Consider the following 26078-nt stretch of genomic DNA (forward strand, 5'->3'; position numbering starts at 1 on the left):
TTGCATTACACTGTTTATTTCACTACCTGACTTTTCTATTTTATTATAATACAAAATATTTAACCACCAACCATAGTCTAAGATTTATGATTAACTTTCAAAAATTTATCATAAAAATTTCAGTTTTCTAATTGACAATCATTATCAATGATGTATAATAATAATTGAAAATGATTATCAATACCAAATAGAACTCCCCCCACATATTCGTTCTTATGGATTGATCATTTTCGAATTCCCCTTTTATATGCCCTTAAAAGACTAACGTAAAGCTTACAATAACGCTAAACGTGTACATAAAAGCAGCTCCCTAATGGTAGCTGCTTTTAATCTATATTTTGACACTGACATTCCTAATCGTATAACTCGGAATGTTAAGAAAAAAATTGGAATATAAATTCCAAAAAATAGCACAAAGATGATGTGAAACAAATCATCTTTGTGCTTCTTTATATTGTTGGCTCACTTGATAAGGGGATAGCTTTAGGTACCCCAACCTGCTTTGCTTGTAGCCTTTCTTTTTGAAAGCCTTTTTGTTGGGGCCCCGCACCCCAACTTGCTTTGCTTGTTGAATTTCTTCTCGAAATTCTCTCTGTTGGGGCCCTCACCCCAACTTGCTTTGTTTGGTGAAATGCGCTTCGCATTTCTCTCTGTTAGGGCCCCAGTCAAAGATATTTTTGTCCTAGCTGATTAGTTATGGCTATTTAAAATGATAGTTAATGATTTAACTTGCATTGATTTTTTAATTTGTAATGTTATAGAGTTTTTTTCTTAAAATTAGCGTTGATAAAACAATACAAAATACCCCACCAATGATACCGGCAACAATATCTGTAGGATAATGAACTCCTAAATAAACTCTAGAGATGGATACCATCAAAATCATTAATGCACATAAGCCAATAATAATACCTTTATCAGCGCCAGACATTTTACGGTTAATAATAAACATCACGCTTCCAAAGAATGCGGTCGAACCCATAGCATGTCCACTTGGAAAACTAAATCCAGTGATATCAATTAATCGCAATAAAGTTGGTCTTTCACGGTCAAATATATTTTTTAACACCGGATTGAGTATACTTGATAGTCCCATAACTAGTACAAAAAAGAGTGCTTCTATTTTACAACGTTTAAGCATGAGATAGGCAATCAGCATTAGAGAAAGTGACAACATGGCCCACACTTCACCAATTTTGGTTGCACCTAATAATATAGATGTCGTGATAAAACTTTCTGAAGCATAAATAAATTCGTAAACCTCATTATCAATCCACTTTCCCAAACGAGACTCATGAAAGAAAGCTATTATTCCAAACACTAATGTAAAAATAATGAGCAATGAAATGCGCTTCGTGCGGTTCACAAAATTTCCCCCTCTTAATGACTGAGTGCATCATCGATGATTTTATTTAATAAATCTTCTTTGGTATAACTTTCTTGATAGTCTGACATATGATTCATTATGCTATCTCGTGATGCTTCAATATCTCCTAGCTGCTCTAATAGCTTAGTTGATGATAGTTCTTCTTCTAAAACGACACGCCCATAACCTTTTGATTCGAAATATTTTGCATTATCAATCTGGTCACCACGTGATTGGTCTAAACCTAAAGGAATTAATAACATTGGCAGTCGCAGCGTTAAAAATTCGTATATTGCATTTGATCCAGCTCGACTAACTACAGTATCTGTAATAGCTAACAGATCCGTCAATTCTTCTTTCACAAATTCATATTGGATATAACCTTCTTTTTGAATCGAGCCATCAATAAGTCCTTTACCTGTTAGATGGATAATTTGGTAATCTTCGAGCAGTGCCTCTAAATTTTCACGAATAACACTATTTAATTTTTTACTTCCTAGACTACCTCCCATTACTAATAAGACTTTTTTATCTTTATCAAATTGAGTTAATTCATACCCTCTTGAAGCATGACCATGCTTTAAATCTTCACGTATGGTTGCACCAATAAAATCAGCCTTTGATTTTGGTAAGTAGTTCAGTGTATCTTCAAATGTTGTATAAATCTTTTTCGCAAATTTTAGACTAATTTTATTCGCTAATCCTGGTGTTAAATCAGACTCATGAATAATAGTGGGTATGTTTAAGGTACGAGCAGCAATAACCACTGGAACTGAGACAAATCCGCCTTTAGAAAACAACAAATCAGGTTTTTCTTTTTTAAGTATGCGGCGAGCATCCCATATTCCCTTTACCACTTTAAAAATATCTTTAGCATTTTCAACAGAAATATAGCGACGTAATTTACCACTTGAAATAGCATGGTATTCAATATCAGGTAATTGAGATTCTATCATTTCTTTCTCAATTCCTGCTTTTGAACCAATATAAAATGCACTATATCCATGATTTAACGCAGTGGGTATCAAACTTAAGTTTACTGATACATGACCCACTGTTCCGCCTCCTGTAAATGCAATTTTAGTCATAATTATAACCTCTATTCTTAAATGTTTTTATAATAGGCATAAAATGGCGCACCTCTATCAAATGGATGATAGTCGATTTCAGCTTCTCCAACTTTTGTAAAACCAAATTTTTCAAATAAACCTTGTGCAGGTTTATTCAATGCAAATGTATCTGTCAAAATAACATGTATACCGTGATCTGTTGCTAAATTAACAGCAAATTTAAATAATTCAGTTGCAGCGCCTTTATATTCAGGATTTCCAGCTAAGCGATGAATAACATATGCGCCTTCCCGTTTAACTGGCCAGTCAAGTTTATCATACCATTCTGATTGTTGTTGGTCGACAACAATAAAGCCTTGGATTTCATCATTGTCCTCTAGAACATATAATGTTTGATTCGCAATATCTTCTTCAAAGTGTTCTCGTGCAGGATATTTGTCATCCCATTGATTATTATTAAATTCTTTCATTATTTCTTTGGCAGTTTCTACTAATGCTTCAATGTATGGCAAATCATTCTTAATTGCTAATCTAATCATGTTAAGAACACCTCTTTATTTTAATTTTTTTAAAAGTTCATTTAGAACTTTGTCTTCTTTATTTGCTTTTTCAACCAATTGTACTGTGAACTTATCATTTGTTTCCTTATCAAATTGTCCATTTACAGTTAAGTTATTATCTTGTTGAAATGCTTTAATTGCTTGTTCTAAGTTGTCGTCAAAGTCTTTAGATTCATTATCTACTTCATATCCTAATGCTGTTAGACCAATCTTCATAGCTTTCACATGTTTATTATTGTCTCCTTTATGATAGCTTGTATCATTCGGAATAACACTTAATGATTGGTATTTAGGCGTATCTAATTTGATATCTGGTTGAATACCTTTACCATGAATATAATGGTCCTTAGGTGTTAACCACTTCATTTGTGTATATTTTAGTAAAGAACCATCTTTAAATTCTTTTGTTGTTTGAACAATCCCTTTACCAAATGTTTTTGAGCCATATACCTTAGCTATACCATAATCTTTTAATGCGCCAGTAAATACTTCAGATGCACTTGCCGAACCTTCATTCACTAAAATCGAAAATTTCATATCTTTCGCTTCTTTTAATGAGTCATTTGAAGTATCGATTGTTTCTTTGTCATTTCCTTTTTCTAATTTAACTACGGGTTTACCTTTATCTATAAAAATATTCGCCATTTTCACGGCTTCATCTAATAAGCCACCTGGATTGTTTCGTAAATCCAATATGACATTGTGTACACCTTGTTTATGTGCATCTAAAATTGCTGATTTTAATTCTCCAGAAGTGTTTTCTTGGAAGCGATTTATGGTAATAACTCCAATTTGTCCTTTTTTCTTATATTCCACACTCTTAACATGAATTTTATCTCGTTTAATTTTTATGTCTTTTTCTTCAGAACCGCGTTTGATCGTTAAAGTTACAGTTGTGCCTCTTTTACCTCTAACCATTTTCACTACTTGATCTAATCTTTGCTTTTCAACAGATTTACCATTAACTTTAGTTACTATATCTTTAGGTCGTAAACCTGCTTTCTCAGCCGGAGATGATTTCATTGGACTTGTTACCATAATCTGATTGTTTTTTTGCTGCATTTCAGCACCGATACCAACAAAATCACCAGAAACTCCCTCATTAAATGACTCTGTTTTTTCTTTAGTCATATATTCAGAATATGGATCTTTCAACTCTTTGACCATACCGTCAATTGCAGCTTCAGTTAATTTATTAGGACTTTGTTTTTTATAATAATCATTGTTTAATGTCTTATATACAAATTGAATTTTATTCATCGCTTGTCGCTCATCTTTTGTGAGCCCACTCACTTTATGACTGATAGCTAAAGTAATGCAAACTGTAATTGCTATCGTAGCTAAAATTATAACGAGTTGTAGTACTACAAATTTCCAAAATCTGAATTTCACACTTTTATGCTCATCCATTTCGTCGATTTGTTGATGTTCAGTTTCTTGACTCACTTTAACACTTCCCTCTATGTAACTATTCCCTCATGACCTTCTTAAGGCTTTTTGGATATTATCAGTATGTCGTTTCTCGTCAATAAACGCAAATAAAAAAGTAGAGGTTGGGAGCATAAAAATACGATGCGTCTCAACCTCTATAATTAAATATTATAGAAATTTAGATTAAAATTTTAGCCACTCAGAGTATTCTTCATATAAATCGTCAAACACATACATTGGAATCGTAAATTCACTTTGCGTTTCTATATATTCTGATAGTTTATTAAAATCATTTTCATGCTTTGGAAATGATAAATCATTAAAAATTTGTTCAGCTAATTTTCCTTTGTCACCTTTACGTCCACGTGCTGTTAAGGCAAAATGATAGAATGAATAATCTTTCATTATTTCATTGTCACATCAACTACTTTTGTTTCACCTTTGACAATAGCGTTGACATCATTGATATTGATAGCGCTTGTTTGATCAGTATTTGTAATAATAACTGGAGATATTACAGACTTAGCATTATTGCTAATATACTCTAAGTTAAATTTCACTAAAGGATCTCCAACTTGAACAGTGTCACCGCTATTTACTAATACTTCAAAGCCCTCTCCATCTAGCTGAACTGTATCTAAACCAATGTGGACTAATAGTTCTAAACCATTATTCGCTTTTAATCCGATTGCGTGTTTTGTTGGGAATACGTTATCAACCTTCCCTTCGATTGGAGAAACCACTTCGCCTTCAGTTGGATTAATACCAAAGCCTTCACCCATCATTTTTTGTGCAAATACAGGATCTGGAATATCCTCAATTTTTACGTATTCACCAGTTAATGGTGCATAAATTTCAATATTTTTATTAACTTCTTTGCCTTTACCAAATAGCTTTTTAAACATTTTAGGTCACTCCTATTTTTCAAAATGAGGGATTAAATCCCCATAGCCTAACTCTTGTAATTTGTCATATGGAATAAATTGAATGGCTGCAGAATTGATACAATATCTTAATCCACCTTGATCTTTAGGACCATCATTAAAAACATGCCCTAAATGACTATTAGCTTGTTCTGAACGTACTTCAGTTCTCACCATACCAAATGTTTTATCAACTAATTCCACAATTTCATCATCATTCAAAGCTTTTGAAAAGCTCGGCCAACCACAACTCGATTCAAATTTTTCTTCTGATGTAAAAAGTGGTTGCCCAGAAATTTTATCAACATAAATCCCTTTTTCAAAATGATTCCAGTATTCATTTTCAAAAGGAGGCTCTGTTCCATTTTCTTGTGTAACAAGATATTCCATTTCGTTTAAGTCATCTTTACTCTTTTTAATCATTTTGTCCTCCCCAATGTGATTCTATAAAACCTTTACGTCCCGAACCTTGTTGATACCGTTCGTAATGCTGTGGATTCTTTTTATAGTAATCTTGGTGATATGTTTCGGCAGGATAAAAGTTTTTGTATTCAATAATTGGCGTAATCACTGGTTTTTTAAAGATGCCTTGTTCATTTAATTGTTGAATTTTTAATTCAGCAGCTTTTTTCTGTGCTATATCATGATAAAAAATTGCTGGTTCATAGCTTTCGCCTCGATCAAAAAATTGGCCTTTATTATCAGTAGGATCAAAGGTTTTAAAATAGACATCTAATATGTTCTCAAAAGATGTAATATCAGGATTATACGTGATTTGTACGGCTTCTCTATGGCCTGTTTGATTAGTACAAACTTGTTCATAAGTAGGGTTTTCAATATGCCCTCCACTGTATCCAGAAACAACATCTTCAATACCAGGATATGAGGTGAAAGGTTTTACCATACACCAAAAACAACCACCAGCCAACGTTGCATATGCCATATCATTGCCTCCTTAATTATCTCATAATTCACGCTAATTTTTAGCTATTAATATTTTACATTTACGATTTATGTTTTAACTCAGAATATTCCACTTAGTCTCGCAAAACAACCAAGCCTATAGCACCTTGGCCTGTGTGTGTTGAAACTACAGGTGTTGTTACATTAACATCATAATTTTCAAAGTCAAATGACTCCGTAAATTGATGTTTTACTTTATCAACAAATTCAATAACATTAGCATGTGCAATACCAATGGACTTTATTTTGTGATTTTCAACAAATTCTGCGATTTCTTTTTTTAAAAATTTAATACTCGCATTTTGCGTTCTTGAATTATGCACAATTTCAAGGCTGCCATCTACTAACGTACCAACTGGTTTAATTTTCATAATATTACCAATTAAGCCCTTCGTTTTACTAATTCTACCGCCTCTAATTAGTTGATTCAACTGCCCAATAACAACAAATAATTTAATATTTTGTTGCATATCTTTCACTTTTTGAACAATTTCATCAGTGCTATAACCTTTATTAATAATTTCAGATAAATATTTTATTTGATAACCTAAACCAAATGAAATAGATTTTGAATCAATAACTGTAACATCAGCCTCAACCATATGGCTGGCCTGAACTGCTGTTTGATACGTACCACTTAATCCAGATGACATGTGTATACTAATAATTTGAACACCTTGTTGACCCAATTCTTCATATTTATTGATAAATTTTCCAATAGAAGGTTGGCTCGTTTTAACATCAGCCTCATCTTCAATTCTGTTTATATATTCTTCCGACGAAATATCAACCTGGTCTACGTATGATTTACCATCAATCGTTAAATTGAGCGGTACAACATGGATTTGATGCTCTGCTAAGTATTGATGTGTTAAATCTGAAGTTGAGTCGGTAACAATAACCTGTTGTTTCATAAAGTCCTTCCCCCAAAAAATGATATATTTCGTATAATTTTAGACTATAACTTTACGTTTCAGTCATTAATAACTTCAATGGAGAATAGCATGTTACGTATTTTAAAGTCTATTTGTTAGTTATTATAAGCTGACAAAAGTACATTTTTCACTATTGCACTTTTTATTTATTTTAAACATTTAACTAATTATTCATGTTTGTGACACAAAATCTAACCCAAATTTGCATCTTTATTACTTAGGATTAATTATTTAAACATAACACTCACGTTGTTACTTTAGTTAGCATCATACTAACATTATTTATAAAGTACAACTGATTTATATTACAAATACGCATTAATGACGTTTATAGCTTAAGTCAAACTGAATTCTAAAATTATATTTAGCGAGCGATCGACTTTATGCCTTCAGCATAGAGAAAATACTAAAAAGCATTTCATCAAGCTTTGCGAGCTGTGAATTGGGGCTCCACGCCATTAGCTCTAATTTTTCTTACGTCTAACTAAATGTAAAAAAGTATGAGGAATTGTATTCTTTTCATCCAAAACACCTTCTTCTGAAGATGCAACTTCCCACTCTTCAAAAGTATATGGCGGAAAGAACGTATCACCTTTAAATTTCCCTTCTAACACAGTAATATACATATCATCTACTTTATCAATCATTTTGTCGAAAAGACTTTGCCCACCAAAAATAAATACATGACCTGGCAAATTATATATTTCATCAATAGAATGGATAACATCAACACCATCATGTTGAAAATTTTGATTATGTGTTAATACAACATTACGTCGATTAGGTAGAGGTTTACCAATGGATTCAAAAGTTCCTCTACCCATGACTAACGTATTACCTGTTGACAATTTTTTCACATGCTTTAAATCATTAGGTAAATGCCATGGTAAATCGTTATTATAGCCAATCACGCGTTGTTGATCATGTGCTACTAATATTGATAATGTCATAATTGCACTCCTTTACTTTCAGTTGTTAAATGCTTGTTTATCAAACAGCTATAGGCGCTTTAATCGCTGCATGTGATTGATAATTTATCAATTCGATATCCTCATAACTAATATCAAAAATAGATTTATCCGTATTAATACGAATGGTTGGTGGTTCAAAACTACTGCGACTCAGTTGTGTATGAACTGCATCTATATGATTAGAATAAATATGTGCATCGCCAAATGTATGGATAAATTCACCAACTTCTAAATCACATTCTTTCGCCACCAAATGGGTCAATAACGCATAACTTGCTATGTTAAAAGGTACACCTAAAAAGATATCAGCACTTCGCTGATATAATTGACAACTTAATTTGCCATTTTGTACATAAAATTGAAACATAGTATGACATGGTGGTAAAGCCATTGTATCAACTTCTGCAGGATTCCAAGCTGAAATAATATGACGTCTAGAGTTAGGATGGGTTTTTATCTGTTCAATGACCGTCTTTAACTGATCAAAGTGATTGCCGTATTGGTCCACCCAATCGCGCCATTGTTTTCCGTATACATTTCCTAAATCTCCATATTTTTTAGCAAATGCATCATCGATGAGAATATTTTCTTTAAATCGTGCCATTTCTTCTTTATATTGTGCTTTGAAATGATCATCAACCAATGAGCGATGACCAAAATTAGTCATATCTGGCCCATGATAATCAGAGGATTTAATATATTTTTCAAAAGCCCATTCATTCCAGATATTATTATTGTGTTGTAATAAATATCTAATATTCGTATCACCTTTAATAAACCACAGTAACTCTGTAGCTACCAATTTAAAAGACACTTTTTTAGTCGTTAGCAATGGGAATCCTTTGGTTAAATCAAAACGCAACTGATGTCCAAACTTGGAAACTGTTCCTGTTTGCGTACGATCATCTTTATTTTTACCGATAGCTAATATATCTTCACACAAGTCATGATATGCAGCATCAAATGGATTTAACATTATTTAATCTCCTTTCTTAAATAAAATGTGTTAAATATTAGTTTTATTATACTAGAAAACTTTAAAGACTAAAAAGAAAATCTCCAGTGCTAAGTAAGAAATAATACAATATTAGAATGATTACGCACATTTTTATATTTATTTAAAAAAGTCTAAATTGAAGTTCATTTCACTTCAACTTAGACTGTAGATTTTAGTTGCAATACTCATCAAAAGCATCTTTAATATCCATGCAAATATCTTGAATATCTCGTCCTTCGATATGTTCACGAGGAATAAAATGTTTTAATTCAGTTCCTTTAAACAAGGCGTAAGATGGGCTTGACGGCACTTGTTGAATATACGCTCTCATAGTTTGTGTAGCTTCTTTATCCTGACCAGCAAAAACAGTTATCTTGTGTGTTGGCTTTTTATCATTTTGATCTGCTACTGCTACCGCCGCTGGACGTGCTAAACCAGCTGCACAACCACATGTAGAATTGATTACTACAAAAGTAGTATCGTCTTCCCCAACTTGATTCATATATTGTGAAACTGCATCACTTGTTTCTAAACTTTCAAATCCATTTTCTGTAAGTTCAGCTTTCATTTGTTGTGCAAGCTCCCGCATATATTGTTCATATGGATTCATGATATTTCCTCCTCATAGTTTTCTTCTTTCAACATTACAAATTATTTCAAAACAAAGGTAACCCTTCAGCTCCGTTTTGAATATATAAAATTGTCATCTTAATTTATAATTTAACTTCATATACTAACGATCAGCCTATGACTTTAATACTTCTAATTTATTAAACAGCAACTTAATTAGATATAACAGTACGTCGTCAGACATATTATAAATCAATTTTTAACCGGTACTTTTATGCATTAAACTTTTCTTGGATTTTAGGAATTAATTCATCCCAATCTTTATCATTTTCCTTATCGACTGAAATAAAATCCATCACATAAAAGATAGAGGTTACACCTTCTATATCAAATAAGCGATTAATAAATTCAGGTTGTCCATCTGCAGCATGCGTGTAAGTATCTGATTTATTATCACTTCTTTTTTCTGACAACGTAATTTTTATTGTATTTTGATTCGGTGTTTCGCTAATTGCTTCAATTTGCATAATTTACCTCCTATTGCAGTTCATTTCCAATTTGTTTAATTTGCTTACCCACTGAACATTCATTAATGCAAAAATGATGCGCTTGGGTCTTACCTTCTGTCTTTCTTATATGTGATTTCAACAAACATTGTTCACAATACGTGTTCATTAAATCATCTATCTTATGAATTGCATTCTGCTCGGAATGTGTAAGTATATCAGACACTCCTTTTAAGTCATTTTAGGCTTAATATCACCTAATTTTAAATACATGTTAACATTATAGCTTAATTTATTATAATTTTGAATTATTCTATTTCTCATTACCACGAGCTTTTACTTATTATTCGTTATAAATGTGGTTATATTTAAATTGCGTATTCGAATTTTTTGAAGTAAAATGTATAAGTTGTTTTTAGCGGTTTCTAAACACCCGCATTATCAAAATTTAGGAGGATTTCTATGTTTAATGAGATATTTGGGGCAGTAAGTTTTTTAGTTACTTTTATTTTAATGGTACTTATGTTTCGAGCTTTTGGCAAACAAGGCCTTATTGTTTGGATTGCTATAGGTACAATCGTTGCCAATATCCAGGTCATAAAAACAATTCATATTTTTGGCATCTCAGCAACTCTTGGTAATGTCATGTTTGCTTCGATTTATCTAGCAACTGACATACTAAATGATATTTATGGTCGAAAGATAGCTAAAAGAGCAGTTTGGCTCGGGTTTTCTTCAACTTTAATTATGATTATTGTTATGCAAATGTCATTGCATTTCATTCCAGCACCTGAAGACATTGCGCAAAGTGGCATGGAAACGATTTTCAATCTTATACCAAGAATCGCACTAGGTTCTATCATAGCTTATATTATTGGTCAACATGTTGATGTGTTTATTTTTAGTATGATTAAAAAGATATTCAGTTCGGATAAAACATTTATTATTCGTGCCTATGGTAGTACAGCTTTAAGCTCAATTATAGATACAGCACTATTCGTGGCTATCGCATTTATTGGCACATTACCTGGTATGGCCGTGTTTGAAATTTTTATTACTACGTACCTATTAAAACTTTTATCTACAATATTAAACGTACCTTTTGGTTACATTGCTAAATCCATGTATCGTAAAGGTAAAATAGCTAACTTAGATAAAGATTACTAATATACATTTAATATTATTGACTTCACTTAAATAAACTAACTTGTTGATTATACCTAACAGTTATAGACATGAGCGGAATATGAGGTCACATATGACTTTATTCCGCTCTTTTTCTATATCATCTATAAATTTTCAATTGCTATAAACAAAGTTATTTCTTAAAATAAATTTGTATTATAAATTTAAAGTATTGCAGGTGTTGTTTCAATGGCTAAAATATTTTTTGATGCTGCAACCAATGGTAATCCCGGTGAAAGCTGTTGCGCCATTATTATTAAAGACGATAACAATCATCATATTTATACGCATTATATCGGCCTTTTAGATAATCATAGTGCAGAATGGGCAGCTTTTATTCGCGCTCTAGAATATGCACGTGAGCTTAATGTGACAAATGCTTTATTATATACAGATTCTAAACTTATCGAAGATGCTATGTTAAAAGATAATGTAAAAAATATAAAATTTAAACCGTATTTGGACCAAGTCAAAATATTAGAACCTAGTTTTGATTTATTATTTGTCAAATGGATTCCTCGAGAACAAAATAAAGAAGCAAATCATCATGCTAAACAAGCGCTTTACCAATATATTAAAAATAAAGATTGATCTAGAATAAGCCTTGTTTAATATAGGCAGCCGACTTCAATAATACCGATGCGTCAGATGCGTAATAAGGATAAATATCTATTTTAAAGTAGAATATGATTGACTTCACATAATTTTGCTAAATGCTTTTTAAGCACTTTATGATATGAGCCAGAGATATCTTATGCACTGATTAAAACTCTATACTCATCCAGCGATTGACCATCACCCATTATCCCCATTTCTAAGGCCCTATACTTCAATCATATATTCTGAGATTGAAGCATTAGCATCATAGCCTATTGCTTCATTATTAAAAATGTAAAATTGTGTTATATGTTGTAGCATCATTGTGTTTTAATTTTTTGAGTAACCCAATAATCATCGTTACACTTGACTTATCATCCAGATGTCTTGATTTAATAAACCCCGTTTTGGGAATTTGTGTCCTTGAATCAAAACTCATAAAGTTCCCCCACTTCTATACATAAATCTCTAGTTTATTGTGCTGATTATGTACTCCAATGCGCACTTCCATATATTTATCATCTTTAGAACGTTTATTGCTGTCTTTATAAACATGAACACTTGTTTCATGTATACATATTGTTCCTGTAAATGTGCCTCCTGATTCAGTTTAAATTTCACATTTCTCATCTTCTATTAAGTTAAATCCACTAATAAAATCAATGTTCAAACGGCTATCTTCCTTAATTTCTTTAACCATTCAAGCTATTGTATCTACATGTTCATATATATAGCTTTGCTTCACATTGTGCTCGCCTTCTAAAGTAATGCACCTTTATTAGTTATCTGTGTCGGATAAGCTAACTGTTCAGCGTGCGCTTTGGTATCTAGCATGAACCCTCTTAAAAGTTATAAAAATTCCCCATCCGTCCGATTTATTATAGAACCTAACTCACTTACTTATTTGGTTATTTTAGGATTAATGTTTTTGATATTTTTTAATTTATATAGGTAAAAACCAAAGAATTATTAACTTGGTCAACTAACACTTGTTAAAGAATAAAGTAAAGAATGTTTTGTTATAAATAAGTTCATACTAAAAAAATATATATAATTAGTGTTCATAATTCAAAAATCAAATGTCATGTTTAATTATAAATTTCATGCGATATTTTTATTTATACCTTTAACAAAACAATTAAATATTAAAAAACTATATTTGTACACTCTTGTGTGTACAAATTGGCCTTACATGTAAGCGGATTCATTTATATAATAATTCTTGTAAATCAATGCATTATAGGTTTAATACTACGGAGGTTATAAATATGGAATATATACCAATAATCTTAAATTGGTTTTCGCAGAATATCTTACAAAAGCCAGCTTTCTTTGTTGGTTTGTTAGTAATGCTCGGTTACGCTTTACTTAAAAAACCATACTATGCTGTTTTTGCTGGAGCTGTAAAAGCAACTGTAGGCTACATGATTTTAGATATTGCTGCTGGCGGATTAGTCACAACATTTCGGCCTATTCTAGCAGCTCTTAATTACAAATTCAGTATTGGTGCTGCTGTTATCGACCCTTATTTTGGATTAACTGCAGCAAATGACAAAATCGCTAATAACTTTCCAGAATTTGTAGGTATTGCGACATCTGCACTTTTAGTAGGATTTTTTGTGAATATCTTTTTAGTAGCATTACGCAAAATCACGAAAGTCAGAACGTTGTTTATTACTGGACATATTATGGTACAACAAGCTGCAACAATTACGGTAATGATTTTACTGATACCAACATTCCGTGAAAGTCCATTACTTGCTACGTTTGGTATTGGTACAATATGCGGATTATATTGGGCAGTAAGTTCAAATTTAACTGTTGAACCTACACAACGTTTAACAAACAATGGTGGATTTGCGATTGGTCACCAACAACAATTTGCGATTTGGTTTACAGACAAAGTCGCATCAAAATTGGGTAACAAAGATAAAAATTTAGATAACTTAAAATTGCCAAAATTTCTAAGTATTTTTCATGACACAGTAGTTGCATCAGCTACTTTAATGTTAGTTTTCTTTGGAACCATTTTATTCATCTTAGGTCCAGATATTTTATCAAATGCTAAAGTCATCACAAGTGGTACTTTATACGTGCCAGAAAAACAATCATTCTTTATGTTCGTTATTCAAACGGCATTCACGTTCTCTGTTTACTTATTTATGTTAATGCAAGGTGTAAGAATGTTCGTTGGAGAATTAACAAATGCATTCCAAGGTATTTCTAACAAATTACTTCCTGGTTCATTCCCAGCAGTAGACGTAGCAGCTTCATTTGGTTTTGGTTCTCCAAATGCTGTACTGTTCGGTTTCGTGAGTGGTTTAATTGGACAAGTCATTATGATTGTCTTATTAATCGTATTCAAAAACCCAGTACTTATTATTACGGGATTTGTACCTGTATTCTTCGATAACGCAGCTATTGCTGTATACGCAGATAAACGTGGTGGTTGGAGAGCAGCAATAATATTGTCATTTATTTCAGGAATAATACAAGTTACATTCGGAGCTTTAGCAGTATTATTACTTAGCCTTTCAGGTGGATATCATGGAAATATCGATTTAGACATTCCATGGGTACCATTTGCTTATATGTTTAAATATTTAGGTATTGCTGGTTATATTTTGGTTTGTGCATTCTTTTTACTTATCCCTCAATTACAGTTTAGACGCGCTAAAAATAAAGAAGCTTATTATTCAGGGATTCATCAATAACAAAAACAATAATTAATTATATTTAGGAGGAATTTTTATGATTAAAGTACTTACAGCATGTGGAAACGGAATGGGTTCATCAATGGTTATCAAAATGAAAGTTGAAAACGCATTAAGAGAATTAAATGTATTAAATGTTGAATCTGCATCTTGCTCAGTAGGAGAAGCTAAAGGAATTGCTAATAATTATGATATAGTCATCGTTTCTAACCATTTAATTGCAGAGATGAAAGACTATACAAAATGCAAACTCATAGGCTTAGACAACTTAATGGATGACAATGAAATTAAAACTAAATTAAAAGAAGCTTTAAAATAATTTTTAGTTAGGAGCACAATACTTATGAATTTAAAACAAGCTTTGATTGATAACGATTCAATTCAGTTAGGTTTAACTGCGAAAGATTGGAAAGAAGCTGTTAAGTTATCTGTACAACCACTCATCGATAGTGGTGCTGTTAAACCTGAATATTACGATGCAATTATTGAATCGACGGAACATTATGGTCCATATTATATATTAACTCCTGGAATGGCTATGCCCCATGCTCGTCCTGAAGCAGGTGTAATAAGAGATGCATTCTCATTAATTATTCTTAACGAACCCGTAAAGTTCTCAGACGGAAAAGAAGTCAGTATTCTTCTTACATTGGCTGCAACGAGCTCGAAAATTCATAATTCAATTGCTATACCTCAAATTGTTGCACTTTTTGATTTAAAAGATGCAATTAGACGTTTAAATGATTGTCAAACTAAAGATGAAGTCCTTTCTATAATTGAAGAAACTAAAGATAGCCCTTATCTTGAAGGAATTAAATTTTAAAATTTATTTATAAATAATATTAAATTTAATTAGAAAGTAGGAAAAGAAATGACAAAGAAATTACCTAAATTGCAAGTAGCATTAGATTATTCAACAATGTCTGATGCGGTTAAAGCTGCTTCACTCGTTGGAAATGAAGTTGATATCATTGAGGCTGGAACAGTTTGTCTTTTACAGGTAGGAAGTGAACTAGTAGAAATACTAAGTAAACTATTTCCTAATAAAACAATTGTCGCTGACACTAAATGTGCAGATGCTGGCGGAACAGTAGCTTTAAACAACGCCAAAAAAGGAGCTGACTGGATGACATGTATATGCTCAGCAACTATACCAACAATGAAAGCTGCACTTAAAGCTATTAAAGAAGAACGAGGTGATCAAGGAGAAATACAAGTTGAATTATATGGAGATTGGACTTTTGAAGAAGCTCAAAAGTGGCTCGATATTGGTATTGAACAAGCAATATATCATCAGTCGCGCGATGCTCTATTAGATGGCGAAAGTTGGGGGGAAAAAGATCTTTCAAAAGTGAAAAAATTAATCGATATGGGCTTCCGTGTATCTGTTACGGGTGGTTTATCTGTAGAAACACTTAAACTTTTTAAAGGTATAGATGTTTATACATTTATTGCTGGTCGTAGTCTTACAGAAGCTGAAGACCCACTATCTGCTGCACGTGAATTTAAAGATGAAATCAAGCGTATTTGGGGGTAAGATTATGTCTCGTCCAATTGGTATTTATGAAAAAGCATTGCCAAAACATTATACGTGGATAGAAAAACTTAAATTCGCTAAAGAACTCGGTTTTGATTTTGTCGAACTATCTATTGACGAATCAGATACTCGTTTAGCAAGATTAGACTGGTCTAAAGAACAAAGACTAGAACTTGTAAAAGCTATTTTCGAAACAGGCATACGTATACCTACGATTACTTTCAGTGGTCATAGGCGTTTCCCAATGGGGTCAAATGATTTTAATACTGAAGAAAAATCTATGGAATTAATGAAAAAATGTATAGAATTTGCGCAAGATATCGGTGTGCGAAATATTCAATTAGCTGGTTATGATGTTTATTATGAAGAAAAATCCATAGATACTCACAAACGATTTATAAAGAATCTTCGACAAGCTTGTACGTGGGCAGAAGAAGCTCAAGTCATTCTTTCAATCGAAACAATGGATGATCCATACATTAATTCAATTAAAAAATATCTTGCCATTGAAAAAGAAATTAATTCCCCTTTTCTATACGTCTATCCAGACATAGGTAATATATCTGCATGGAACAATAACCTTTTAGATGAATTTTATAAAGGGAGACAATCTATTGCCTCTATACACTTAAAAGACACATACGCAGTAACAGAAGATTCAAATGGACAATTCAGAGATGTACCATTTGGAGAAGGTTGTGTAGAATGGGAAAAGTTTTTTAAAATATTAAAGGATATTCATTATAATGGCCCATTCCTGATTGAAATGTGGTCAGAAAATTATGATACTGTTGAAGAAACACGTTACGCTATAAAAACTGCACAATCTTTTCTTTATCCATTAATTGAGAAAGTGGGGTTAAAATAGTATGTCAGAAACATTAACACAAATGCGTCAGAACGTATATCATGGAAACATAGAACTTCCTAAATACAAACTTGTTAAATTCACCTGGGGCAATGTATCAGAAATCAATCGTGATTTAGGAATTGTGGTCATTAAGCCTTCTGGCGTAGATTATGAAAAACTCACACCGGAAAATATGGTCGTCACAGATCTTGAAGGAAACGTATTAGAAGGATCATTTAACCCTTCTTCTGATCTTCAAACACATCTTGAATTATATAAGGCATGGCCAGAAATTGGCGGGATTGTACACACACATTCTACAGAAGCAGTTGGATGGGCACAATCAGGATTAGACATTCCATTCTTAGGTACAACTCATGCAGATTATTTTCATGGTCCTATACCATGTACACGTTCATTGACATATAATGAAGTTGAAGATGCCTATGAAAAAGAAACAGGAAAAGTCATTGTCGAAACTTTTAAAGAACGAAAACTTGATCCAACGTCTATTCCTGGTGTTATCGTTAGTAATCATGGTCCGTTTACATGGGGTAAAAATGCTTCACAAGCTATCTATCATTCTGTTGTCCTTGAAGAAGTCGCCAAGATGAACAGATATACGAAACAAATTAATCCGTGTGTGGAAAATGCACCAAGTTATATTATGGATAAACACTATTTAAGAAAACATGGCACTAACGCTTATTACGGTCAGCAATAACATTAAAATACTAAATAAAAAGGTGATAGTTTATGATACTCAGCTTAGATAAAACAAGTCATACTCTACTAGACTACTTAATTCAAATTGAACAACCAGAAACAATTACAGAAATCTCAAAAAATCTTTGTCAATCTAGACGTAAAGTATACTATCACCTTAAAAAAATAAATCAGTCATTACCAGACGATACAAAGAAAATAATAAACTACCCACATATTGGTATTTTATTAAACGATGATCAAAAACGCGCCTGTATAGAATTATTAAGTAAATCTGATACAACGCAATATGTTATGAGCATAGAAGAACGCCAATGGCTAATCATCATATATATTTGTATCTCAAATGAATTCATTACAATCAACAAACTTATGGAACTTGTTGATGTCTCACATAATACGATTCTAAATGATCTCAATAATATTCGAGAACTTATAGAATTTGAACAATTTAATATTCATCTACGTGTAAAAAAGTTTGGAGGATATTATATTGAATGCCATCTGTTATCTAAAATTCAATTTATATATAAAATACTGCATGAAATTCATAAATCATCATCTGAAGCTTTTAAATCTTTGATTCATGAGAAACTTTTATCTAATACAAGCTTTAGTCACTATCACTCATTAGAAAAAACGGATTTTTTAAAGACCTTATTAAAAGAAATAAGTAATGATTTAGGTAAAATACTTAATCGAAAAGATAGTGAGTTTATGTTACAAATACTACCCTATTTGTTAATGGTTTCTTATAACAGTGGGATTAATGCTTACAATTATGAATTGATAAGAAAAGATTTCATACTTGTTCAAGAGCGCATTGAATATAAAGTGTCTGAAAAGCTTGTATCCTCTTTAGAGTCTGAATTTAATGTTTCTTTTGATCAAATGGCAAAAAATATTATAGCCCTTTTACTTTTATCATTGCGTAAAGATAGTGATATTCATAATGTTAGTAATGATTATGATGATATGCGTGAGACTTTAGAATTATTTTTATCGCTTTTTGAGCATGAATATAATATAAATATTTCAAAACGAAATATGTTGTTGAATCAACTTCTAACACACTGTAAATCTTTACTTTATCAAAAGACTTACAATATTCCTTCAGATACACAATTTACAAATAATATTAAAGAAAAGTTCAACTATCTATTCATGGTTACAAAGCGTTGTATTACATTACTTGAAGAAGCTTGGCTAATTCACATGACTGATGATGACATAGCTTATATAGCCATACATCTTGGTGGTGCAATTCACAATAATCCAAATAGTGAAATACCAGTTAAAAAAATTACACTTATATGCGATGAAGGTATTGGCATGAGAAAATTCTTCTTAAAACAATGCCAGTCCTATATATCTAATGCATATATTGATACTGTATTTACTTTAGAAGAATTCGATAGTGTTAAAGAAATTTTAAATTCAGATATTATCATTTCTACAAGTGATGCTATCGAAACGGATATTCCCGTAATATTTGTTAATCCAATTCTCACAAATGAAGATATTATACGTATCGTTTCTTATAGATATTCAAGTAATGAAATAAATTTTTATAATTTTTCTAATCAACTAGATTTAATATTGAAACATTATATTAGAGATGAAAGTGAACAATATAACTTACGAAATCAAATCGAAAAGTTATTTCTCAAAGAATTAATCCAAACTTTAGAAACTAAAAATTTTTAAAATTTCATTTGCATAAAGAAAGTAGATTCATTGAAATACTTAAATAACAATAATGATATAAGGAGATTCAATAATGAAAAATGTTAAAGATATTACAAGAGAGTCATGGATTCTATCTACCTTTCCAGAATGGGGAACTTGGCTTAATGAAGAAATAGAAAATGAAGTTGTTAATGAAGGTAATTTTGCAATGTGGTGGTTAGGCAATTGTGGTATCTGGATCAAAACGCCAGAAGGTGCAAATATCGTTATGGACTTATGGTCAAACAGAGGCAAATCTACTAAAAAAGTTAAAGATATGGTTCGAGGACATCAAATGGCCAATATGGCAGGCGTTCGTAAACTACAACCAAATCTTCGTGTACAGCCAATGGTTATTGATCCATTTGCGATAAACGAATTAGATTATTACCTAGTTTCTCATTACCATAGTGATCATATTGATATTAATACAGCTGCGGCAATCTTCAACAACCCAAAATTAAACCATGTTAAATTTGTGGGTCCGCATGAGTGTGCCCGCATCTGGAAAGAATGGGGTGTTTCAGAAGATCGTATTATCACAATAAAGCCAGGTGAAAGCTTCGAATTTAAAGATGTAAAAGTAACAGCGGTAGAATCATTCGATAGAACTTGTCTTGTTACATTGCCAGTTGAAGGCAGCGAAGAAAATGACAACAATTTAAAAGGACTTCCAGTAACTGACGAAGAAATGGCTCGAAAATCAGTCAATTATGTATTTGAAACTCCAGGTGGTACGATTTACCATGGTGCTGACTCACATTTTTCAAATTACTTTGCCAAGCACGGTAAAGACTTTAAAATAGATGTTGTACTCAATAACTATGGTGACAATCCTGTAGGTATTCAAGATAAAATGACATCGATTGATCTTTTACGTATGGCAGAAAACTTAAATGCGAAAGTAATTATTCCAGTACATTATGATATTTGGTCTAATTTCATGGCATCTACAAATGAAATTATAGAACTCTGGAAAATGCGCAAAGATCGCTTACAGTATCAATTCCATCCTTTCATATGGGAAGTTGGTGGTAAATATACTTATCCAGAAGACAAAGATAAAATAGAATACCATCACCCACGCGGTTTTGATGATGCTTTTGAACAACCTTCAAATATTCAATTTAAAGCATTATTATAATTGAATTAGAAAGCAATAAATAAAAAAACACTTATCAAACGGTTATCACAGCGTGTCGGCAAAACCTGAAATTTTGCTGGCACGCTTTAATAAACTCTAATTTTGTAATTTTTGTCCTTGAATCAAAACTCATACATCCCCCACTTCTATACCTAAATCTCTAGTTTCTTATGCTGATTGTGTTCTCTCACCAATGCGCACTTCCATATGTTTATCGTCTATAGAGACTGTTTATTGCTGTCTTTATAAACATGAACATTTGTTTCATGTAAAATATATTATTCCTATAAAGATTTCTCCTGATTCAGTTTGAATTTCACAGTTCTCCCTTTTACTATTATAAGTAATGCAGCTTTATTAATTATCCGTGTCGAATAAACTAACTGTTAATGATATTGCTTCTGTCGCATTTCTTGTTGGACTACCAATTTCAATTAGTGTCTGGATTGTTTCTAAAGTATTTTCAGTCACGCATATATCCCTTTTTTAAATTACAGATTACTATACCTTTTACTCCCCTAATTATATTTGATTAATTACTCCATCTACTTTACAATGTTTTTATTCTGAAAATTTTGAATAAGGTGATTCTTAATGCACAATATTGTTTTTATTGGACTAGGCTTAATTGGCGGTAGCTTGGCAAGTAATTTAAAGTATTATCACAGTAATCTTCATATCTCTGCATATGATTCAGATATTTCTCAGTTAGAAAAAGCATATTCTATGGGTATTATTGATACTAAAATAACCGATTATCGCATTGCCGTTGAACAAGCAGATGTTTTAATTTTTGCAACGCCTGTTCAACAAACGATTCGTTATTTAGCTCAATTACATCTATTTAACACTCAGGCTAACCTAATTGTTACTGATACTGGGAGTACAAAAACAAACGTTTTAGAATTTGAAAATCGACTATTGCATCATAATATACACCTTGTAGGTGGCCATCCAATGGCCGGTAGTCATAAGTCTGGGGTGTTAAATGCTAAAAAGCATTTATTTGAAAATGCATATTACGTTCTCGTTTATAATTCAACTAAAAATCGCGATGCTGCTCAATATTTGAAACAATTATTTAGCTCTACTTCAGCTAAATTTATTGAAACAACAGCAAAAGAACATGATATTGTCACTGCAGCTGTTAGCCATGTACCCCATATTATTGCAGCTAGTTTGGTGCATTTAAATGCAAATCAATCTACAAAACATAAATTAGTTAAACAACTTGCTGCTGGTGGTTTTCGCGATATTACTCGCATAGCTAGTAGTAATGCAGAAATGTGGCGCGATATTACAATTAGTAATAAAACAGCCATTCTAAACTTAATACAAGATATGCAACAACAATTAGTAGCATTATCTTCAATAATTCAAAACGATAAAATCGAAGAAATTCAAGCGTTTTTTGCTAACGCTAAAACATATCGTGATGCTTTACCCCTTAAACAACAAGGCGCATTAAATACAGCGTATGATCTATTTGTAGATATTCCGGATAAACCGGGTATGATTAACCAAGTTACTTATATTCTAAGTTTACATAACATTTCTATAAGCAACTTAAAAATTTTAGAAGTCCGTGAAGATATTCTTGGTGCACTTCAAATCAGTTTTAAAACACCCGAAGATCGTGATAAAGGTATTAAAGCTTTGCATGAATTTGATACCTATGTACCATAAGTCAGTAGTTGATTGGATTGAAAATACGCTGGTACCATTTTTTCAATCCTAGTCAACCTTGCCGGGGTGAGACTACGAATTCATCATGAATTCTGTCCCACTCCCAATGTAATTATTACATCTTATGTCCTGCCATTAATCCTAAACGTCCGTGCTTAGTACCTGAATCAGTATAAGATATAGCTTTAGATACAATGCCTTTACCATATTTCATGTGTAAATTATCAATCGTTTTAGCTAATTTTTCATCTCGTTTACGTTCGTATTCATCAAAAAATAAATTCAATTGCCGTTGATCTTCAGGTACAAGTTGTGTTAAAGATACACTTAATGTACGGTATAATACTTTTTTATCGCATAAATGATTAGCATAGTAGTTTACTACTTTAAATATTTCTTTTTCTAAGTTAGTCGGATCTTCAAGTGTATATTGCTTATGCACGCCACCACCTTCGCTATAGCCAAATGAAAAGTGAATTGTTCTTGCCATTTGTTTTCGCGCTCTCACCCTGCTTGCCACATCTTCTATTAATTCTTGCATAACTACTTTAGATTCCTCAAAGGTGTAATCTCGCATTAAAATTTGGCTCTTACAAATTGAAGGATTTGTAATATGATGCTTATCTCGTAACTTACTTTGATCTATTCCATTCGCATGTAAATGTAAATCAGTACCTAATATTCCAAATGCTTTCTTTAATTGGTTATGTGGGTATTTTGCTAAATCTCCCACAGTAAAAATCCCACGTTTATTTAATTTAACTTCTGTCCGTTTATTAATTCCCCAAAATTCTCTCAAAGGTTGTATATTCCATAATTTATTCGGAACATCATGATAACGCCATTCTGCTATACCATTTATAGTATGTTTAGCTTCAGTATCCATTGCTACTTTACTTAACAGCATATTTGAGCCAATACCTACTGTACACATAATTCCTGTTTCTTCATATATTTCCTTTTTTAAGCGTTCACAAAAAGCAGTAACAGTAGAATTAAAGCGATAATAACTATCTGTTACATCCATAAAAAATTCATCAATACTGTATTGATGTAAATCTTCAGCTGGAACATAACGTAATGCTATTTTTGAAATAGCTATAGATACGTTTAAATACTTCCTCATACTAGGATTAATAATATAAATATCATTACGATGTGGAATTTCGAATAGTCTTGAACCTGTTTTAATACCTAATTCTTTTAATTTTGGTGTTGCTGCAAGTACCACTGAGCCTTGTCGTTTAGTATCTGCTACTACTGCTAACTTTGTTGTTTTTGGATTTAAACCTTTCTCTATACATGAAACACTTGCAAAAAAGCTTTTTTGATCAATACATAAGACATCCCTATCGTCTAATAAATTGTAATCATACATTCCCACTACCTCCCTGTAGATATTTTAATTATATACGAACAAATGTTCTTTTTCAATACTTATAAGAATAAATGTTCTATAAAATATTGTTCTAAACATAAAGGTTTCATGCTATACTAAAATAGACTTAAATTTTAAAGGAGGCGCTATTTATGCCAATCATAAATGTAAAATTAATAGAAGGTCGCTCTGATGAACAATTGAAAGCATTAGTATCAGAAGTCACTAATGCAGTAGAAAAAACAACAGGCGCTAATCGTGATGCAATTCATGTGATTATTGAAGAAATGAAGAAAAATCATTATGGTGTAGGCGGAATAAGAAAATCTGATCAATAAAACCCTTTAAAATCGATAAAAACGCCAGCTACATGCGTAGTTGGCGTTTTTACTATACTTAGTTATCATCATCTAAAAACTGCTTGATAGCTTCTTTATTTTTTTGTTTATCAATATCTAAGGCACTTCCATCATTATTCGTATTGATATTTTGGTATGAATTTTTCACTGGTATAGTCAGAGACTGTACATCTTTATCTCCACGAATACCAAAACTTATACCTGTTTGGAAAATCGCTGAATCGGGCATATCTGTGTTAATATAACCTCTTAAAATACCTGCAACACGTGGCAATTTAAAAACTGTGCTAGGTGTTACTAATTCTTGCTTTAATGTTTGCATCACTTGCTGTTGACGACGTACACGACCAAAATCACCTTCAGCATCATGACGGAATCTAGCATATCCTAATAGCTCTTTACCATTAAGTCGATGGTGTCCTTTTTTTAATGACACGCCAATATTTTTGGACATATCTTTTTCAACATCTATAGGCACCCCATTAGGCGCTAACTCATCAATCATTTTCTCAAAACCTGTAAAATCAATAACTGCATAATATTCAGGATTAATTCCTAAATTCTTATTCAAAGTTTTTCTTAATAACTCTGGACCACCTAATGTATAAGCTGCATTAAGCTTATAGCTATTATATCCAGGAATATCTGCATAAATATCACGCATCACAGACATCATTTTCATTTTTTTGTGTAAATAATCGTATTGTACAATCATCATAGAATCTGTTCTAGATTTTCCAGACTGTGCTTTATCTGCACCTAGCACTAACACTGAAATTTTCCCATCATTTTTTATAGGGCCATTAAATTTATGAATTTTAACATCCTTTGCATGTTCTTCAGCATATTTAATTCCATTTTGATAGCTCACTGTAATATAGACAATCAAGCTCACAAGTAAAATCAAAACAATTAATATTGCGATGGGTAATTTTTTTATACGTTTTTTAGTTTTTTTAGTTGAAGTAGTAGTCCCATTACTTCTTCTGTATTTGGTTTGTTCCTTCTCTTCTGCCATGGCTACCTACCTTAATTTTAATTTCTTCAAAATACGCTATCTATGTATTATAATATACATTAAAGTTATAGAAAATAGCTAAAAAAATCAAGATATTTATGAAAAAATGGTACTAAGGTCTAATGAGAGGATGGTATAAATGAATATAAATACCGCATATTTTGCCGGAGGTTGCTTTTGGTGTATGACAAAGCCTTTCGATACTTTTGAAGGTATTGAAAAAGTAACATCAGGCTATATGGGAGGAACGACTGACAATCCAACTTATGAAGATGTTAAAAAAGGTACAACAGGTCATTATGAAACAGTTAAAATTGAATACGATGTTGCACTTTTTTCATATCATAAACTACTTGAAATTTTCTTTTCAGTGATTGATCCATTAGATGATGCAGGCCAGTTTCAAGATAGAGGTTCCCAGTATAAAACAGCTATTTTTTATACGAACGATGATCAAAAGAAAATTGCCGAAAACTACATTCAGCAATTACAACATACCATATATTCTGACAAAGCTATTGCCACAAAGATTTTACCTGCTTCAACTTTTTATAAAGCAGAGGAATATCACCAAGACTTTTATAAAAAGAATCCTGAGCGCTATGCCAAAGAACAACAAGATCGTGCTAATTATCAAGCAGATTTACATTAATGTTACTTTATCTAAAATCAATCTGTGATATAAATAAAATAGATTAAAATTAAAATTCCAAAATCTTTTTCTTCGAGTATCGTTTCAATAATATCATTAATATGATGAGAGATATCGTTTGAAAGTATTAATACTAAATGGCATATGTTGCGTCTTGTTATCGCTTTATACATAAGGTACCTCGTTAATTTAGTTTAGTGAAGTTTATTAAA

Annotated in this window: 31 protein-coding genes and 1 pseudogene; 13 read left to right on the top strand and 19 right to left on the bottom strand. The window is 31.8% G+C overall.

The genetic code is table 11. From position 1 onward, the window contains the following. Window positions 1-122 precede the first annotated feature (122 nt). From HMPREF2864_RS12270 to HMPREF2864_RS11830, 15 genes and pseudogenes are all read right to left on the bottom strand, one after another. Window positions 123-221 (bottom strand): annotated as a pseudogene (locus HMPREF2864_RS12270) (hypothetical protein); the annotation flags it as partial. 521 nt (window positions 222-742) lie between these two features. Next, window positions 743-1366: a phosphatase PAP2 family protein gene (locus HMPREF2864_RS02035; protein ID WP_002459155.1), complete on the bottom strand. Its 624-nt coding sequence runs from the start codon at window positions 1364-1366 to the stop codon at window positions 743-745. Between the two features lie 14 nt (window positions 1367-1380). Beyond that, complete coding sequence (locus tag HMPREF2864_RS02040) at window positions 1381-2454, bottom strand: undecaprenyldiphospho-muramoylpentapeptide beta-N-acetylglucosaminyltransferase (protein WP_002459156.1); 1074 nt, start codon at window positions 2452-2454, stop codon at window positions 1381-1383. Between the two features lie 17 nt (window positions 2455-2471). Continuing rightward, a complete protein-coding gene (locus tag HMPREF2864_RS02045; protein ID WP_002459157.1) occupies window positions 2472-2975 on the bottom strand; it encodes a GNAT family N-acetyltransferase in 504 nt (167 codons plus the stop codon). Window positions 2976-2990: 15 nt separating this feature from the next. Further along, the gene (locus HMPREF2864_RS02050) at window positions 2991-4406 is read right to left on the bottom strand and encodes a S41 family peptidase (protein ID WP_237449027.1); all 1416 of its coding nucleotides are present in this window, start codon (window positions 4404-4406) and stop codon (window positions 2991-2993) included. 204 nt (window positions 4407-4610) lie between these two features. Then, window positions 4611-4832: a YozE family protein gene (locus tag HMPREF2864_RS02055; RefSeq protein ID WP_002492786.1), complete on the bottom strand. Its 222-nt coding sequence runs from the start codon at window positions 4830-4832 to the stop codon at window positions 4611-4613. Continuing rightward, complete coding sequence (locus tag HMPREF2864_RS02060) at window positions 4832-5332, bottom strand: PTS sugar transporter subunit IIA (RefSeq protein ID WP_070544858.1); 501 nt, start codon at window positions 5330-5332, stop codon at window positions 4832-4834. The genes HMPREF2864_RS02055 and HMPREF2864_RS02060 overlap by 1 nt, the downstream gene beginning before the upstream one ends. Before the next feature lie 12 nt (window positions 5333-5344). After that, window positions 5345-5773, bottom strand: coding sequence for a peptide-methionine (R)-S-oxide reductase MsrB (gene msrB, locus HMPREF2864_RS02065; protein WP_002459161.1), 429 nt, complete (start codon window positions 5771-5773; stop codon window positions 5345-5347). Continuing rightward, window positions 5766-6293 carry a peptide-methionine (S)-S-oxide reductase MsrA gene (gene msrA / locus HMPREF2864_RS02070; RefSeq protein ID WP_002459162.1) on the bottom strand — a complete coding sequence of 176 codons (528 nt, stop codon included), beginning with the start codon at window positions 6291-6293 and terminating at the stop codon, window positions 5766-5768. Before msrA (HMPREF2864_RS02070) ends, msrB begins: the two co-directional genes overlap by 8 nt. Before the next feature lie 94 nt (window positions 6294-6387). After that, window positions 6388-7227, bottom strand: coding sequence for a DegV family protein (locus tag HMPREF2864_RS02075; RefSeq protein ID WP_002459163.1), 840 nt, complete (start codon window positions 7225-7227; stop codon window positions 6388-6390). A gap of 485 nt (window positions 7228-7712) precedes the next feature. Next, the gene (locus HMPREF2864_RS02080; RefSeq protein WP_002459164.1) at window positions 7713-8198 is read right to left on the bottom strand and encodes a dihydrofolate reductase; all 486 of its coding nucleotides are present in this window, start codon (window positions 8196-8198) and stop codon (window positions 7713-7715) included. A gap of 40 nt (window positions 8199-8238) precedes the next feature. Beyond that, on the bottom strand, window positions 8239-9195 hold the full coding sequence (locus HMPREF2864_RS02085; RefSeq protein ID WP_002459165.1) for a thymidylate synthase: 957 nt from the start codon (window positions 9193-9195) through the stop codon (window positions 8239-8241). Between the two features lie 193 nt (window positions 9196-9388). Beyond that, window positions 9389-9826, bottom strand: a complete 438-nt coding sequence (brxA, locus tag HMPREF2864_RS02090; protein WP_002459166.1) for a bacilliredoxin BrxA — start codon at window positions 9824-9826, stop codon at window positions 9389-9391. A 232-nt stretch (window positions 9827-10058) separates the two neighbouring features. Continuing rightward, window positions 10059-10313 carry a NifU N-terminal domain-containing protein gene (locus tag HMPREF2864_RS02095; protein ID WP_002459167.1) on the bottom strand — a complete coding sequence of 85 codons (255 nt, stop codon included), beginning with the start codon at window positions 10311-10313 and terminating at the stop codon, window positions 10059-10061. A 10-nt stretch (window positions 10314-10323) separates the two neighbouring features. After that, window positions 10324-10518 (bottom strand): zinc-finger domain-containing protein, encoded by a 195-nt coding sequence (locus HMPREF2864_RS11830; RefSeq protein ID WP_002459168.1) that lies wholly within the window; start codon window positions 10516-10518, stop codon window positions 10324-10326. Window positions 10519-10754: 236 nt separating this feature from the next. On the opposite strand from HMPREF2864_RS11830, the gene HMPREF2864_RS02100 reads away from it, so the two are divergent. Continuing rightward, a complete protein-coding gene (locus HMPREF2864_RS02100; protein WP_070544859.1) occupies window positions 10755-11459 on the top strand; it encodes a queuosine precursor transporter in 705 nt (234 codons plus the stop codon). 207 nt (window positions 11460-11666) lie between these two features. After that, on the top strand, window positions 11667-12068 hold the full coding sequence (locus HMPREF2864_RS02105) for a ribonuclease HI family protein (protein ID WP_002492661.1): 402 nt from the start codon (window positions 11667-11669) through the stop codon (window positions 12066-12068). Window positions 12069-12360: 292 nt separating this feature from the next. On the opposite strand, the gene HMPREF2864_RS12275 is transcribed toward HMPREF2864_RS02105, so the two are convergent. Then, window positions 12361-12513, bottom strand: a complete 153-nt coding sequence (locus HMPREF2864_RS12275) for a M42 family peptidase (RefSeq protein WP_002459171.1) — start codon at window positions 12511-12513, stop codon at window positions 12361-12363. An 829-nt stretch (window positions 12514-13342) separates the two neighbouring features. On the opposite strand from HMPREF2864_RS12275, the gene HMPREF2864_RS02120 reads away from it, so the two are divergent. From HMPREF2864_RS02120 to HMPREF2864_RS02160, 9 genes are all read left to right on the top strand, one after another. After that, entirely contained in the window at window positions 13343-14788 is a 1446-nt protein-coding gene (locus HMPREF2864_RS02120) for a PTS ascorbate transporter subunit IIC (RefSeq protein ID WP_002478227.1), read from the top strand. Between the two features lie 37 nt (window positions 14789-14825). Beyond that, on the top strand, window positions 14826-15107 hold the full coding sequence (locus HMPREF2864_RS02125) for a PTS sugar transporter subunit IIB (protein ID WP_070544860.1): 282 nt from the start codon (window positions 14826-14828) through the stop codon (window positions 15105-15107). A gap of 24 nt (window positions 15108-15131) precedes the next feature. Next, on the top strand, window positions 15132-15611 hold the full coding sequence (locus tag HMPREF2864_RS02130) for a PTS sugar transporter subunit IIA (RefSeq protein WP_002459175.1): 480 nt from the start codon (window positions 15132-15134) through the stop codon (window positions 15609-15611). 48 nt (window positions 15612-15659) lie between these two features. Beyond that, entirely contained in the window at window positions 15660-16325 is a 666-nt protein-coding gene (locus HMPREF2864_RS02135; protein WP_070544861.1) for a 3-keto-L-gulonate-6-phosphate decarboxylase UlaD, read from the top strand. Window positions 16326-16329: 4 nt separating this feature from the next. Then, window positions 16330-17193: an L-ribulose-5-phosphate 3-epimerase gene (locus HMPREF2864_RS02140; protein WP_002478230.1), complete on the top strand. Its 864-nt coding sequence runs from the start codon at window positions 16330-16332 to the stop codon at window positions 17191-17193. A gap of 1 nt (window position 17194) precedes the next feature. Next, a complete protein-coding gene (locus HMPREF2864_RS02145; RefSeq protein ID WP_002459178.1) occupies window positions 17195-17899 on the top strand; it encodes an L-ribulose-5-phosphate 4-epimerase in 705 nt (234 codons plus the stop codon). Window positions 17900-17931: 32 nt separating this feature from the next. Continuing rightward, window positions 17932-19608, top strand: a complete 1677-nt coding sequence (locus HMPREF2864_RS02150; protein ID WP_002459179.1) for a BglG family transcription antiterminator — start codon at window positions 17932-17934, stop codon at window positions 19606-19608. A gap of 73 nt (window positions 19609-19681) precedes the next feature. After that, the gene (gene ulaG / locus HMPREF2864_RS02155) at window positions 19682-20773 is read left to right on the top strand and encodes an L-ascorbate 6-phosphate lactonase (protein WP_002459180.1); all 1092 of its coding nucleotides are present in this window, start codon (window positions 19682-19684) and stop codon (window positions 20771-20773) included. A gap of 594 nt (window positions 20774-21367) precedes the next feature. Continuing rightward, on the top strand, window positions 21368-22459 hold the full coding sequence (locus HMPREF2864_RS02160; RefSeq protein WP_002459181.1) for a prephenate dehydrogenase: 1092 nt from the start codon (window positions 21368-21370) through the stop codon (window positions 22457-22459). A gap of 115 nt (window positions 22460-22574) precedes the next feature. On the opposite strand, the gene HMPREF2864_RS02165 is transcribed toward HMPREF2864_RS02160, so the two are convergent. Next, window positions 22575-23837, bottom strand: coding sequence for a Y-family DNA polymerase (locus HMPREF2864_RS02165; protein ID WP_002459182.1), 1263 nt, complete (start codon window positions 23835-23837; stop codon window positions 22575-22577). Between the two features lie 152 nt (window positions 23838-23989). Here HMPREF2864_RS02165 and HMPREF2864_RS02170 point away from each other — a divergent pair, with 152 nt between their 5' ends. Then, window positions 23990-24175 carry a 2-hydroxymuconate tautomerase gene (locus HMPREF2864_RS02170; protein ID WP_002459183.1) on the top strand — a complete coding sequence of 62 codons (186 nt, stop codon included), beginning with the start codon at window positions 23990-23992 and terminating at the stop codon, window positions 24173-24175. A gap of 58 nt (window positions 24176-24233) precedes the next feature. Here HMPREF2864_RS02170 and HMPREF2864_RS02175 read toward each other — a convergent pair whose 3' ends face one another. Then, window positions 24234-25214, bottom strand: coding sequence for an LCP family protein (locus tag HMPREF2864_RS02175; RefSeq protein ID WP_002459184.1), 981 nt, complete (start codon window positions 25212-25214; stop codon window positions 24234-24236). Between the two features lie 139 nt (window positions 25215-25353). Between HMPREF2864_RS02175 and msrA (HMPREF2864_RS02180) the strand changes: the two genes are divergently transcribed. Then, window positions 25354-25866, top strand: coding sequence for a peptide-methionine (S)-S-oxide reductase MsrA (gene msrA, locus HMPREF2864_RS02180; protein ID WP_002459185.1), 513 nt, complete (start codon window positions 25354-25356; stop codon window positions 25864-25866). Window positions 25867-25883: 17 nt separating this feature from the next. Here msrA (HMPREF2864_RS02180) and HMPREF2864_RS12120 read toward each other — a convergent pair whose 3' ends face one another. Then, window positions 25884-26039 carry a hypothetical protein gene (locus HMPREF2864_RS12120; RefSeq protein WP_002459186.1) on the bottom strand — a complete coding sequence of 52 codons (156 nt, stop codon included), beginning with the start codon at window positions 26037-26039 and terminating at the stop codon, window positions 25884-25886. Window positions 26040-26078: the final 39 nt, after the last annotated feature.

The sequence above is a fragment of the Staphylococcus sp. HMSC059F04 genome (assembly GCF_001812565.1).
GTDB lineage: Bacteria > Bacillota > Bacilli > Staphylococcales > Staphylococcaceae > Staphylococcus > Staphylococcus lugdunensis.

What these genes read in the sequence shown, in the direction of transcription:
- HMPREF2864_RS02040 (WP_002459156.1), bottom strand. Translation starts at nt 2,454, where the DNA reads ATGACTAAAATTGCATTTACAGGAGGCGGAACAGTGGGTCATGTATCA.
- HMPREF2864_RS02045 (WP_002459157.1), bottom strand. Translation starts at nt 2,975, where the DNA reads ATGATTAGATTAGCAATTAAGAATGATTTGCCATACATTGAAGCATTA.
- HMPREF2864_RS02050 (WP_237449027.1), bottom strand. Translation starts at nt 4,406, where the DNA reads ATGGATGAGCATAAAAGTGTGAAATTCAGATTTTGGAAATTTGTAGTA.
- HMPREF2864_RS02055 (WP_002492786.1), bottom strand. Translation starts at nt 4,832, where the DNA reads ATGAAAGATTATTCATTCTATCATTTTGCCTTAACAGCACGTGGACGT.
- HMPREF2864_RS02060 (WP_070544858.1), bottom strand. Translation starts at nt 5,332, where the DNA reads ATGTTTAAAAAGCTATTTGGTAAAGGCAAAGAAGTTAATAAAAATATT.
- msrB (WP_002459161.1), bottom strand. Translation starts at nt 5,773, where the DNA reads ATGATTAAAAAGAGTAAAGATGACTTAAACGAAATGGAATATCTTGTT.
- msrA (WP_002459162.1), bottom strand. Translation starts at nt 6,293, where the DNA reads ATGGCATATGCAACGTTGGCTGGTGGTTGTTTTTGGTGTATGGTAAAA.
- HMPREF2864_RS02075 (WP_002459163.1), bottom strand. Translation starts at nt 7,227, where the DNA reads ATGAAACAACAGGTTATTGTTACCGACTCAACTTCAGATTTAACACAT.
- HMPREF2864_RS02080 (WP_002459164.1), bottom strand. Translation starts at nt 8,198, where the DNA reads ATGACATTATCAATATTAGTAGCACATGATCAACAACGCGTGATTGGC.
- HMPREF2864_RS02085 (WP_002459165.1), bottom strand. Translation starts at nt 9,195, where the DNA reads ATGTTAAATCCATTTGATGCTGCATATCATGACTTGTGTGAAGATATA.
- brxA (WP_002459166.1), bottom strand. Translation starts at nt 9,826, where the DNA reads ATGAATCCATATGAACAATATATGCGGGAGCTTGCACAACAAATGAAA.
- HMPREF2864_RS02095 (WP_002459167.1), bottom strand. Translation starts at nt 10,313, where the DNA reads ATGCAAATTGAAGCAATTAGCGAAACACCGAATCAAAATACAATAAAA.
- HMPREF2864_RS02100 (WP_070544859.1), top strand. Translation starts at nt 10,755, where the DNA reads ATGTTTAATGAGATATTTGGGGCAGTAAGTTTTTTAGTTACTTTTATT.
- HMPREF2864_RS02105 (WP_002492661.1), top strand. Translation starts at nt 11,667, where the DNA reads ATGGCTAAAATATTTTTTGATGCTGCAACCAATGGTAATCCCGGTGAA.
- HMPREF2864_RS12275 (WP_002459171.1), bottom strand. Translation starts at nt 12,513, where the DNA reads ATGAGTTTTGATTCAAGGACACAAATTCCCAAAACGGGGTTTATTAAA.
- HMPREF2864_RS02120 (WP_002478227.1), top strand. Translation starts at nt 13,343, where the DNA reads ATGGAATATATACCAATAATCTTAAATTGGTTTTCGCAGAATATCTTA.
- HMPREF2864_RS02125 (WP_070544860.1), top strand. Translation starts at nt 14,826, where the DNA reads ATGATTAAAGTACTTACAGCATGTGGAAACGGAATGGGTTCATCAATG.
- HMPREF2864_RS02130 (WP_002459175.1), top strand. Translation starts at nt 15,132, where the DNA reads ATGAATTTAAAACAAGCTTTGATTGATAACGATTCAATTCAGTTAGGT.
- HMPREF2864_RS02135 (WP_070544861.1), top strand. Translation starts at nt 15,660, where the DNA reads ATGACAAAGAAATTACCTAAATTGCAAGTAGCATTAGATTATTCAACA.
- HMPREF2864_RS02140 (WP_002478230.1), top strand. Translation starts at nt 16,330, where the DNA reads ATGTCTCGTCCAATTGGTATTTATGAAAAAGCATTGCCAAAACATTAT.
- HMPREF2864_RS02145 (WP_002459178.1), top strand. Translation starts at nt 17,195, where the DNA reads ATGTCAGAAACATTAACACAAATGCGTCAGAACGTATATCATGGAAAC.
- HMPREF2864_RS02150 (WP_002459179.1), top strand. Translation starts at nt 17,932, where the DNA reads ATGATACTCAGCTTAGATAAAACAAGTCATACTCTACTAGACTACTTA.
- ulaG (WP_002459180.1), top strand. Translation starts at nt 19,682, where the DNA reads ATGAAAAATGTTAAAGATATTACAAGAGAGTCATGGATTCTATCTACC.
- HMPREF2864_RS02160 (WP_002459181.1), top strand. Translation starts at nt 21,368, where the DNA reads ATGCACAATATTGTTTTTATTGGACTAGGCTTAATTGGCGGTAGCTTG.
- HMPREF2864_RS02165 (WP_002459182.1), bottom strand. Translation starts at nt 23,837, where the DNA reads ATGTATGATTACAATTTATTAGACGATAGGGATGTCTTATGTATTGAT.
- HMPREF2864_RS02170 (WP_002459183.1), top strand. Translation starts at nt 23,990, where the DNA reads ATGCCAATCATAAATGTAAAATTAATAGAAGGTCGCTCTGATGAACAA.
- HMPREF2864_RS02175 (WP_002459184.1), bottom strand. Translation starts at nt 25,214, where the DNA reads ATGGCAGAAGAGAAGGAACAAACCAAATACAGAAGAAGTAATGGGACT.
- msrA (WP_002459185.1), top strand. Translation starts at nt 25,354, where the DNA reads ATGAATATAAATACCGCATATTTTGCCGGAGGTTGCTTTTGGTGTATG.
- HMPREF2864_RS12120 (WP_002459186.1), bottom strand. Translation starts at nt 26,039, where the DNA reads ATGTATAAAGCGATAACAAGACGCAACATATGCCATTTAGTATTAATA.